Source organism: Devosia sp. (assembly GCF_030689745.1).
Lineage (GTDB): Bacteria > Pseudomonadota > Alphaproteobacteria > Rhizobiales > Devosiaceae > Devosia > Devosia alba.
Map to the genome: position 1 here is coordinate 1 of NZ_JAUYGL010000165.1, position 10,670 is coordinate 10,670.

13 protein-coding genes are annotated in these 10,670 nt (G+C 64.3%); 8 read left to right on the top strand and 5 right to left on the bottom strand.

The window, feature by feature from the left end; translation table 11 throughout:
- Both Q8O80_RS14545 and Q8O80_RS14550 read left to right on the top strand, forming a co-directional pair.
- The coding region (locus Q8O80_RS14545) for a sensor histidine kinase (protein ID WP_305580476.1) at positions 1-895 on the top strand (895 nt) is incomplete at its 5' end.
- A 5-nt stretch (positions 896-900) separates the two neighbouring features.
- Complete coding sequence (locus Q8O80_RS14550) at positions 901-1,551, top strand: methyltransferase (RefSeq protein WP_305580478.1); 651 nt, start codon at positions 901-903, stop codon at positions 1,549-1,551.
- Between the two features lie 58 nt (positions 1,552-1,609).
- Here Q8O80_RS14550 and Q8O80_RS14555 read toward each other — a convergent pair whose 3' ends face one another.
- The gene (locus Q8O80_RS14555) at positions 1,610-3,160 is read right to left on the bottom strand and encodes a UxaA family hydrolase (RefSeq protein ID WP_305580480.1); all 1,551 of its coding nucleotides are present in this window, start codon (positions 3,158-3,160) and stop codon (positions 1,610-1,612) included.
- A gap of 124 nt (positions 3,161-3,284) precedes the next feature.
- Here Q8O80_RS14555 and Q8O80_RS14560 point away from each other — a divergent pair, with 124 nt between their 5' ends.
- The 3 genes from Q8O80_RS14560 (at position 3,285) to Q8O80_RS14570 (ending at position 5,424) form a co-directional block, all read left to right on the top strand.
- A complete protein-coding gene (locus Q8O80_RS14560) occupies positions 3,285-4,034 on the top strand; it encodes a GntR family transcriptional regulator (protein ID WP_305580482.1) in 750 nt (249 codons plus the stop codon).
- A gap of 11 nt (positions 4,035-4,045) precedes the next feature.
- The gene (locus Q8O80_RS14565; RefSeq protein WP_305580484.1) at positions 4,046-4,480 is read left to right on the top strand and encodes an RbsD/FucU family protein; all 435 of its coding nucleotides are present in this window, start codon (positions 4,046-4,048) and stop codon (positions 4,478-4,480) included.
- A gap of 92 nt (positions 4,481-4,572) precedes the next feature.
- Positions 4,573-5,424: a fumarylacetoacetate hydrolase family protein gene (locus Q8O80_RS14570; protein ID WP_305580486.1), complete on the top strand. Its 852-nt coding sequence runs from the start codon at positions 4,573-4,575 to the stop codon at positions 5,422-5,424.
- Here the strand turns inward: Q8O80_RS14570 and Q8O80_RS14575 are convergent.
- Positions 5,421-5,807, bottom strand: coding sequence for a RidA family protein (locus tag Q8O80_RS14575; protein ID WP_305580498.1), 387 nt, complete (start codon positions 5,805-5,807; stop codon positions 5,421-5,423). The genes Q8O80_RS14570 and Q8O80_RS14575 overlap by 4 nt on opposite strands.
- Before the next feature lie 161 nt (positions 5,808-5,968).
- Here Q8O80_RS14575 and Q8O80_RS14580 point away from each other — a divergent pair, with 161 nt between their 5' ends.
- Positions 5,969-6,265: a GNAT family N-acetyltransferase gene (locus tag Q8O80_RS14580; RefSeq protein WP_305580488.1), complete on the top strand. Its 297-nt coding sequence runs from the start codon at positions 5,969-5,971 to the stop codon at positions 6,263-6,265.
- 5 nt (positions 6,266-6,270) lie between these two features.
- Here the strand turns inward: Q8O80_RS14580 and Q8O80_RS14585 are convergent, their stop codons facing one another.
- Positions 6,271-6,477 (bottom strand): hypothetical protein, encoded by a 207-nt coding sequence (locus Q8O80_RS14585; protein ID WP_305580490.1) that lies wholly within the window; start codon positions 6,475-6,477, stop codon positions 6,271-6,273.
- A gap of 177 nt (positions 6,478-6,654) precedes the next feature.
- On the opposite strand from Q8O80_RS14585, the gene Q8O80_RS14590 reads away from it, so the two are divergent.
- The gene (locus Q8O80_RS14590; protein ID WP_305580492.1) at positions 6,655-7,101 is read left to right on the top strand and encodes a hypothetical protein; all 447 of its coding nucleotides are present in this window, start codon (positions 6,655-6,657) and stop codon (positions 7,099-7,101) included.
- A gap of 3 nt (positions 7,102-7,104) precedes the next feature.
- Here the strand turns inward: Q8O80_RS14590 and Q8O80_RS14595 are convergent, their stop codons facing one another.
- Positions 7,105-7,710 (bottom strand): alpha/beta hydrolase, encoded by a 606-nt coding sequence (locus Q8O80_RS14595; protein WP_305580494.1) that lies wholly within the window; start codon positions 7,708-7,710, stop codon positions 7,105-7,107.
- Between the two features lie 146 nt (positions 7,711-7,856).
- Here Q8O80_RS14595 and Q8O80_RS14600 point away from each other — a divergent pair, with 146 nt between their 5' ends.
- On the top strand, positions 7,857-9,251 hold the full coding sequence (locus Q8O80_RS14600) for an L-serine ammonia-lyase (RefSeq protein WP_305580500.1): 1,395 nt from the start codon (positions 7,857-7,859) through the stop codon (positions 9,249-9,251).
- Between the two features lie 38 nt (positions 9,252-9,289).
- Here the strand turns inward: Q8O80_RS14600 and Q8O80_RS14605 are convergent, their stop codons facing one another.
- A complete protein-coding gene (locus tag Q8O80_RS14605) occupies positions 9,290-10,522 on the bottom strand; it encodes an OpgC family protein (RefSeq protein WP_305580496.1) in 1,233 nt (410 codons plus the stop codon).
- Positions 10,523-10,670: the final 148 nt, after the last annotated feature.

Sequence of the window (10,670 nt, forward strand, 5' to 3'; positions counted from 1 at the left end):
CACGACCGCCGATCAGTTGCAGGGCAAGCCCTGGACGGTGCTCCCCCCCAGCGCCGTGGCGCGCGACAATGGCGAGCCCCTGAGCCAGGCCGTCGCCCTGCGGGACGACTATATCGGCACGTTTCTGATCCAGCCTGAAGAGGGCGAGACCACGGTCGACGCCTGGTCCACCATTATCCTGAACGAGGCTGGCGAAGCCTCCTTCCGGCTGCTGGCGCTGGTCCAGTCCGCGACCCCCTCGCCCGAGGGCGACCTCAAGTCCCAGATACAGGAAAAAGACACGCTGTTGCGCGAACTACAGCACCGGGTGAAGAACAATCTGCAGATGATTACCGCGCTGATCCGGCTCGAAGCGCGCAACATGCCCGACGACACCAGCAGCCAGGCTTTTCAGCGACTGGCCGGCCGGATCAGTTCGCTGGCGCTGCTCTATCAGGCGCTCTCGGAGGATGGACAGTCCGAAAGTGTCGATCTCGGGGTCTATCTCAGCCAGGTGGCCTCGGCGGTCATGGCCGCCCATGCCGTGGAGGGCATTCGCCTCAATCTGCGCGTCGATGCCTGGCCGGTCTCGGTCAACGTCGCCATGCCCACCGGCCTCGTGGTCAACGAGTTGATGATCAACGCGCTGAAATATGCCTTTGTCGGCCGCGAGGGCGGCACCATAAGCCTGCATTCGCTGGTGGACGACACCGGATGCCGCGTCACCGTCTCGGACGACGGCGTGGGCCTGCAGGACGACGCCGTCTGGCCCCGCCCCGGCAAGCTCAGCGCGCTTATTGTCCATTCGCTCGACCAGAATGCCAAGGCCAAGGTGACCGTCGAATCGACCCCGGGCGCCGGTCTGATGGTCTCGATCTTCTTTGCTCGGGCCGATGCCGAGCCCGAACCAGTCTGACCCCCATGCCCGGCCCGATCGCCGACTTCATCGAGCACAGTCTGCGCCTGGAGCCGGTGCCATCGCTGCCCGAGATCCAGCTCTACACCGCCCATGCGGGCAGCCGCCTGTCGCGCCTGGCAGAGGGTGACGACCCCGATCCGCCAGCGCCCTACTGGGCCTATGCCTGGGCCGGTGGCCTGGCGCTGGCGCAGCATTTTAGCAGCCAGCCAGAACTGGTTGCGGGCAAGAGCGTGCTCGATCTGGGTGCGGGCTCGGGCCTGGTGGGGATTGCCGCAGCCCGCGCGGGGGCAAGGGTATTCGCCGCCGAAATCGATGCCTATGGCAGGGTCGCCATTGGCCTGAATGCGGCGGCCAATGGCATTGTCATCGAGCTGGTCGACATTGATCTGGCCGACCCGCCACCTGCGGGGGTAGCGCTGATCGCCGCCGGAGACGTGTTTTACAATTCTCAGGTTGGCGCAGTGATGCTGCCCTATCTGCGCCGCTGCCAGGCCGCAGGCATTGCGGTGCTGATCGGCGACCCCGATCGCCGCGACCTGCCGCGCGACCAGCTCGAGCTGGTGGCATCCTACGCGGTGGGCGATGTCGGCGACGCCCGGGACAAGACCGGGCGGCGGGGGTCGGTCTATCGGCTGCTTCCCCCGCAGACCTGATGCCGAGCCTGCAGGGGGCGCGGGCGCGGCCTCAGCGGACAGGGATGGCGGCCGGCAGTTACATCGTCGCCCCGACCTGCCAGGGCACGAATTCATTGTCGCCATAGCCCAGCGATTCCGACTTGGTGGGCGCACCCGAGGCGGTCTTGAGGATGACCTCGAAGATTTCGCGGCCCTTGTCCTCAATCGACACGCCCTCGACGATATCGCCGCAATTGATGTCCATGTCCTCGGTCATGCGTGCATACATGTCCGAATTGGTCGCCAGCTTGATCGAGGGCACCGGCTTGCAGCCATAGGCCGAGCCGCGCCCGGTGGTGAAGGCCAGCACATTGGCGCCGCCGGCCACCTGTCCGGTCGCCGAGACCGGATCAAAGCCGGGCGTGTCCATGAACACAAAGCCCTTCTCGGTGACCTTTTCGGCATATTCATACACCGCCGTCAGCGGCGTGGAGCCGCCCTTGGCGGTGGCGCCCAGCGACTTTTCCAGAATCGTCGTCAGCCCGCCCAGCTTGTTGCCCGGCGAGGGATTATTGTTCATCTCGCCATGGTTGCGGGCGGTGTAGTCTTCCCACCAGTGAATGCGCTCGATCAGCTTTTCGCCCACCTCACGCGACACGGCGCGGCGGGTGAGAAGATGCTCGGCGCCGTAGATTTCCGGGGTTTCGCTCAGAATGGCGGTGCCGCCATTGCGCACCAGGATATCGGCGGCAAAGCCCAGCGCCGGATTGGCGGTGATGCCCGAATAGCCGTCCGAGCCACCGCATTGCAGCGCCAGGGTGAGTTCGGATGCATCGACGGTTTGGCGCCGGGCGCGGGCGGCCACCGGCAGCATTTCCTTGATCCGCTCAATGCCCCATTCGATGATCTTGCGGGTGCCGCCACTCTCCTGAATGGTCATGGTCTGGAAGGTGTCGCTTTCGACAATGCCGTAGATTTCCTTCATGCGGCCGATCTGAAACACCTCGCAGCCCAGCCCCACCAGCATGGCCGCGCCCAGATTGGGATTGGAGGTGTAGCCCCACTGCGTGCGCTTGAGAATGTCAAAGCCTTCGCCCCGGCTTTCCATGCCGCAGCCCGTGCCGTGCACAAACGGCACCACGCCGTCGATTTCGGGATAGTCGTCCAGAACACCCGAGCGGTTGATGCCTTCGGCAATGAATTTGGCCACCGTGGCCGAGCAGTTCACCGAGGTCAGAATACCGACATAATTGCGCGTGCCCACGCTGCCATTGGCGCGGCGATAACCCTCAAAGGTGGCGCGGTCGGCGACTGCCAGCATTTCGGGCGGCACCACGCCTTCGCCAAAGGCATAGTCGTGGGTCAGGCTGCCATCGGCGCCACCCATGCCGCAATTGTGCTCATGCACCCAGTCGCCGGGCACGATGGCTTCCTTGGCAAAGCCGATAATCTGCCCGAATTTGAGGATCGCCTCGCCCTGGCCGATGGGCCTCAGGGCGAATTTGTGCCCCTTGGGCACGCGCCGCACGATGACCGGGCCCTGCGGGGTGGCGCTGCCCACCTCGAGATTGGCCAGGGCCACCGCAATATTGTCGGCAGCATGCAGCACCAGCGTACGGGGCTGGGAACGGGTCATCGTCTCGGACATGGATGTGCTTTCAGGTGTCGGGTCTCAACTACGCTTTACCTCGCCGCCATAAACCGCCAGATTGCGCCGGCAATCCGCAGCGATGGGCGTTGTAAAGCACCTCTTCTCTAACTAACATGTTAGCATGAAAACGCCAGCAAGTCCCTATTCTTTTCTGACCGCACCCACCGCACTGACCAGGGGCAATGTGACCACCGAGGTCACCACGGCCTTGCGCCAGGCCATCGTGTCGCTGGCCCTGCCCCCCGGCAGCCTCATCGACAAGACCCTGGTCTGCGAGCAATTGGGCGTCTCCCGCTTTCCGGTGAGCGAGGCGCTGGCGCGCCTGCAGACCGAGGGCCTGGTCGACATTGCGCCGCAGCGCGGCTCGACCGTGTCGCTGGTGCGCATCGCCGATGTCCGCGAATACATGCTGATCCGCAAGGGGCTCGAAAGCGAGGCGCTGCGCGTCTTCATCGGTCGCCATGACCCCGGCTTGATCGAGGCGCTGCACGCCAATATGGCGGCCCAGCGCCTCGCCGCCGACAGCGACGACGCCGAGGCCTTTCACACCATCGACATCGAATTCCACGACATCATCTACCGCGCCATGGAATTCACCAAGATCAAGAACATCATCGATTCGGCCCGCGCCAATCTCGATCGGGCCCGCTGGCTGATCGTCACGCCCCGCCGTCTCAACATCACCATTGCCGAGCACCAGGCCATCCTCGATGGCATTCTGGCCGGGGACAAGGAGCAGGCCATCGCCGCCATTCGCGCCCATATCGACGCGGTGATGGTGGAGCTGTTCGCCTTTGCCCGCGAACACCCCGCACTGTTCGCCGATGGCCCCAGCCTGGGCAGCGACAGCGACAGTTTTCCATTCGGCTGAGGAGGCCCCCGATGCTCAAGAATATTCCGCCCCTGCTGGGCCCCGACCTGCTGGCCATCCTGCGCGCCATGGGGCATGGCGATGAAATCGCCATCGTCGACGCCAACTATCCCGCTGACGCCGCCGGGCCCGTTCTGGTGCGCCTTGACGGCATCAGCGCCACCGATATTCTCGATGCGGTGCTGACGCTGCTGCCGCTCGACGACTTTGTCGATGAGGCCGCCATCGTCATGCAGACCGTGGGTGACCCCGCCAAGCGCGAGGCCGTGGTCGACGCCTTCGAGGCCATTGTGCAGCAGCATGAGCCCGGCAGGACGATCAGCTCGATCGAGCGTTTCGACTTCTATGCGCGCGTCAAACAGGGCTACGCCATCGTCCAGAGCGGCGAGCGGCGCCTTTATGGCAACATCATTCTCAAAAAGGGCGTCATCCGCCCCGACGGCTGATTGCCCAAACCGAACCGATTGGCCCCAAACCGGCCTCGACACCCTAACATGTTAGAGGCTATGGCCTCGCCAACAGCATAAGGACCCAATCCATGAAACTGCTTCGCATTGGCGCCAAGGGCGCAGAAAAGCCCGCCATCCTGGCCGAGGACGGCTCGATCCGTGATCTGACGGGCATTGTCGACGACATTGGCGGCACGGCGCTGTCCGACCAGGGCCTGGCCCGCATCCGCGCCACCGATCTCAACAGCCTGCCCAAGCTGGACGCCGATCAGCGCATCGGCCCCTGCGTCGCCAATGTCGGCAAGTTCATCTGCATTGGCCTCAACTATGCCGACCACGCTGCCGAAACCGGCGCCGATATTCCCAAGGAACCGATCCTGTTCATGAAGGCCACCAGCGCCATCATCGGCCCCAATGACGATGTGATCATCCCCAAGAATTCGATCAAGCCCGACTGGGAAGTCGAACTCGGCGTCATCATCGGCACCGAAGCACGCTATGTCGAGGAGGCCAACGCCCTCGACCATGTCGCCGGCTATTGCGTGGTCAACGATCTCTCCGAGCGCCACTTCCAGACCGAGCGCGGCGGCCAGTGGGTCAAGGGCAAGTCGGCTGACACCTTCGGGCCCATCGGCCCCTGGCTGGTGACGCGCGACGAGGTCGCCGATCCGCAGGATCTGGGCATGTGGCTTGATGTTGACGGCCACCGCTACCAGGACGGCTCAACCAAGACCATGGTGTTCGGGGTGGCCCATCTGGTCAGCTATGTCAGCCAGTTCATGAGCCTGCAGCCCGGTGACATCATCACCACCGGTACCCCGCCGGGCGTCGGCATGGGCATCAAGCCGAACCCGGTCTGGCTCAAGCCGGGCAATGTGATGCGCCTGGGCATTGCCGGTCTCGGCGAGCAGCAGCAGAATGTGAAGGCCTGGTCGGCCTAAGGCCTTTTGGCGACGAGGTCGATCTCGACCAATGCACCCACCGCCAGCGCCGTGACCCCGATGGTCGTCCGCGCTGGCAATTTGCCGGGCTCGAAAAAGCTCGGCCACAGCGCATTGAGACCATCATAATCGCGGTCGAACTGGGTCAGATAGATGCGCGCCATGGTGACGTGCTCCAGCCCCAGGCCAATCCCGTCCAGCACCAGTTTGAGATTGTCCATTACCCTGGTGGTCTGGGCGACAATGCCAATGGGCAGCTCGGCATCGGGCGCGGCCGGATCGGTCGGCATCTGGCCGGTGACAAACACCCAGCCATCAGCTTCCACAGCATGGGAGAACGGCGCCACCGGGCGAGGCCCGGAGGCAATGATGTGATGTAACAAAGAGTTCATGGTGCAACCTTACAGGATTAAGCCCGGGCCGCAACGCCCGGGCGGCCCCTGCTGCACCGCCATCGCGGGGTAATAGCGCCGCCGCCCGCCGAAGCGACTTGCACCGCGCCGCCGACAGCCTCATATCTGCGTACCAATCAGGAGCCGCCGCCATGAACGACAATGAAATGACCGTCGAACGCGAAGATGGCGCCACTTCCGGCCGTTATGTCATCAAGCTCTCGCCCACCGCCGAGGCGGAGATGACCTATCGCAAGACCGACAATGGCAACATCATCATTGATCATACCGGCGTACCGCGCGAATTCGAGGGCCGCGGCGTGGCCGCAACCCTGGTCGAATACGCGGTGGATGATGCCCGCAAGAACCGGTTCAAGATCACCCCGGTCTGCTCCTATGTGGTCAACCAGTTCCGCCGGCATGCCAACTGGTCCGATATCAAGGCCTGATCGACCTACCGCCCCGAGGCACTCCGCAGCCGAAAGATCTCGGTCAGCCGCGCCAGCGCGACCAGATGCACATGCTCGGGGGTCACCGGCTCCTTGAGGCAGGTGACCTCGGTCACCACGGTAAAGACGCAGCCATTGCGCTCGCCGGACGCGGTAAATTCGAGCCGCCGCCGGTCCTTCCAATAGCGCGCATAGGTGACCCTGAACTGCATCCCCATCCCTTGTGCGCAGCCGCCCTCAACCAAGCGACGCTGGCAGGGCCGGGCGTGAAGGTCAACGGTCGCCCGCCATCACTTTGCCGATAATTGGACTAGGGATAGGCTTGGTCTTGTGTCCGGGCTGAAAGCCGGCACAGGCGGCATTTATGCCTGCAAACAAGGAGGATATCCATGAGCCCGCTCGAAACCAAGGTCCGCGCCCTGTTCGACGCCTATGGCAAGCGTAGCGACGACGCGCTGCAAGATCCCCCCAAGGAAGACGTGGATGGCGTCGTCAACGCCTTCGCCTCCTACTTCGTCGAATCCAGCCCCCGCGGGGTCATGGGCGGCGCCAATGACGGCGGATTCCGCGCCATGATACCCAAGGGCTTTGCCCATTACCGCGCTGTGGGCGGCAAGCACATGACCATCAAGGGCATCCAGGTGATCGAACTCGATCGCCTCCATGCCGTGGCCGATGTCGACTGGCAGTTCGACTATGTGAACAAAGAGGGCAAGGCAGGCCAGGTGACCTTTACCAATTTCTATTTCGTCACCATTGCCGATGGCAGCGCCAAGGTCTTTGCCTATGTCACCCCGGACGAAGACCAGGCGATGAGGGATCACGGCCTGGTCTAGATATCAGCCCAGGGCGGCCAGGAAATCCTGGGTTGCGCGCAACTCTTCCTGCCGCAATTCGTGCCCGCCCTGATGCCAGAACTGTGCTGTCTGCGCCCCGTGCGCACTGAAATAATCAGCCAGTCCCTGGGTGAGCGGCGCCGGACAGATCGGGTCGTGCCGTCCGGCAGTGATCAACACCCGGCGCCCGGCAAAATCGGCCGCTGGCGGGGTGAACGGGATCAGCGGATGCATCAGCACGCTGGCGTCGAACAGTGCCGGTGCGGCAAACTGCACCGACGCCAGAATATTGGCGCCGTTGGAATAGCCCAGCCCAACCACCGCCGAGGGCGCACTTTCGGCCCTGCGGGCCTGGATAAAACCCTGCATCTGCTCGGTCCGCTGCGCCAGGTCCGCCATGTCATAGACGCCCTCGCCGGTCCGCCGGAAATAGCGTAGCGCACCGCCTTCGCTGACATCGCCGCGCACGGCGATAATGCGCGCGCCCACCAGCAACTGGCCGGCCAGGTCAAAGAACTGGTCTTCGTCGCCACCCGTGCCGTGGAACACGAAAAACAGCGGCGCGCTCGGATCCGCGCCCTTGGCTTCGCGATAGTGATAGTCGGCCATGACCAAATCTCCCGTGATAAACCTTGCCCTTCATATCGTTGCTGGCGCCGTCCGGCACAATCGCCAATGCGGCCACACACTGTTGCACAAAGCAGAACGGTGCGGCGCCCCTTGCGTCGCCACGCGGCTCTGCCACTATGGCGGCTATGTTCCTGTCCATCTTCGACGTGTTCAAAATCGGCATCGGCCCCTCCAGTTCCCACACCATGGGTCCGATGACGGCTGCCCGGCGCTTTCTCGATGAACTGGCCACTGGTGACTGGCCGCGCGCCGCCAATGCCCGCCCCGCCGCACTGACGGCCAGCCTGCATGGCTCGCTGGCCTTTACCGGCATCGGCCATGGCAGTGGCCGCGCCGTCACGCTGGGCCTGTGCGGCCAGGACCCCAAGACAGTCGATCCCGACGCCATGGACGCGCTGGTGGCGGATGTGGAGGCCAGCGGCATGGTGCACCCGCCCGGCCACGGACCCTACCGCTTCCGTCCGGCGCTCGATCTGCTGTTCGACAAGCGCACCGCCCTGCCCGGTCACCCCAATGGCCTGCAATTTGCCGCCTTTGACACCGACGGACAATTGCTGCTGCGCCGTGCCTATTTTTCCATTGGCGGCGGCTTTGTCGTCAGCGCCGAGGAACTCGAAGCGCTCAAGCACGCCTCCCCGGCCCAGGCCGATGTGCCATTCCCCTTTGCCCACGCCAGGGACATGCTGGCCATGGCGGCCGCCTCGGGCCTGTCGATTGCCGCCATGAAGCGCGCCAATGAACTGGCCACCACCAGCCAGGTGGCGCTGGATCGCGGCATTGACGAGGTCTGGGGCGTGATGAACGCCTGCATTGACCGCGGCATTGCCCAGTCCGGCATCCTGCCGGGCGGGCTGAGCGTCAAGCGCCGCGCCAAGGCGATTTTCGAGCAGCTTGAGCCGCAATGGCAGCGCAATGAAATCACCCCGCTAATGGCCAATGACTGGCTCAGCCTCTACGCCATGGCGGTCAATGAGGAAAATGCCGGCGGCGGCCGGGTGGTCACCGCCCCCACCAATGGCGCGGCCGGCGTCATCCCGGCCGTGATGCGCTACTTCATCAAGTTCAATGCGGCCGCCACGCCGCAGACGATCCGCGACTATCTGCTGACCGCCGCCGCCATTGGCGGCATCATCAAGCATAATGCGTCGATATCGGGCGCCGAAGTGGGCTGTCAGGGCGAAGTCGGCTCGGCCTCGGCCATGGCCGCCGCCGGGCTCTGCGCCATTATGGGCGGCACACCCGAACAGGTCGAAAACGCCGCCGAAATCGCCCTGGAACACCATCTGGGCATGACCTGCGACCCGGTGGCCGGCCTGGTGCAGATCCCCTGCATCGAGCGCAATGCCTTTGGCGCCGTCAAGGCTGTCACCGCTGCCTCGCTGGCGCTCAAGGGCGATGGCACCCACCGCGTTCCCCTCGACGCCTGCATCGAGACCATGCGCCAGACCGGCCTCGACATGAGCGACCGCTACAAGGAAACCAGCCTGGCCGGATTGGCGGTCAATGTGGTGGCCTGCTGAAGTGGGTGACAATCGGCGCGGGCAATGGTGGCGATCGCCTATTGGCCAACCGGCAGGTCCGCAGGCCTGGCAGCCTTGAGCTGCGCCGTGGCGTTCAATATCCAGGCCAGCGCCAGCAGCACCAGCAATCCGCCGCCCAGGACTATGCCGTCGAACAGGGGTTCGGGCTGGCGCGTGGTCTTTATCACCTGCAGGAACATGCTGATCACCGTGCCCGCAGCAAACACTGCAAGGCTCTGTCGCCCCAATTGCCGAAACGGCGCCGCGACCGGCATGGCCGCAATGGCGCCCATGACCGGCAGGTGGCCAAGGACGTAGAACAGCGCCAGCGCATGCAGCAGACGCGGCAGCGCCAGGAAGGTCTTGTCGAACCAGGTGAGGTAAAACGGCGCGCCGTGATCGGCAAACCAGGCCAGGCCGTCGCGCCCCACACTGCCCAGAGCCGGGATCTTGATCCAGAACAGCACCAGCACCACAAAGCCAACAGCCAGCCCGAACAGGCCGGGGGCGTAAGGAATGAAGGCCTTGCCAGACTTCATGGCGACGCCCGAGAGCAACCCGATAATGTAGAGGAGCTGCCAGGATAGCGGGTTGAAAAACCAGCCGCCGGAAGCGGGGAAACTGGGAAAATTGAGACGGAATTGTCCCGCCGCCACCCAGACGGCAATCGACAGGCCCAACAGCAGCCGGGGGCGGCGCACCCCAACCATCAGCAGCAGCGGCGTCGCCAGCAGGAGCATGGCGTAGAGCGGCAGAATATTGAGGTAGCCCAGTTGATGGGTCAGCAGCGGAATGCCGATCAGCGTGCTCAGCGGCTGCCCGTAAATGGGCGACACATTGTTCTTGAGCATCACCTCGGGCAGGTCGAACCACAGGGCTGCGGCGGCAAACATGCCCAGGCACAGCATGGTGATGGTGATGTGCACGAAGTAGAGCTGCCGCGCCCGGGCCCAGACCCTGGCAATGGCGCGCCACAGACTGCCCTGACGGAAGCCATTGGAATAGGCGAGCCCGGCCGCCATGCCCGACATAAAGACAAAGGCTTCAGCGGCATCGGAAAAGCCGAAATTCCGGTTGGTGAAGCTCTCGTAGAGAGTGCCCGGCACGTGGTTGATGAAGATCATCACCAGGGCGATGCCGCGGAACATGTCGAGCCGCGGGTCGCGCGGCGCCGGGGACACCAGTTGCTGGCGGGCGGCCACGGGACTGGCGTCTGGTGCCGGCCCTTCCGCTGCCATGCGCGCGGTGCGGGTGATGCTAGGCCGAGACATGACGCGGCGCCTTCCTGTCGGCCATGGCCGCTGCAGTGTCGGCGGCGCTCATCGGGCCGGCCCAGGCGGCCAGGATTGTCGCATGCGCCACCACGATCGCTGCCGGGGTCACGTCGATTGCTGTCTGGAACAGCGTGGACGATCGGCG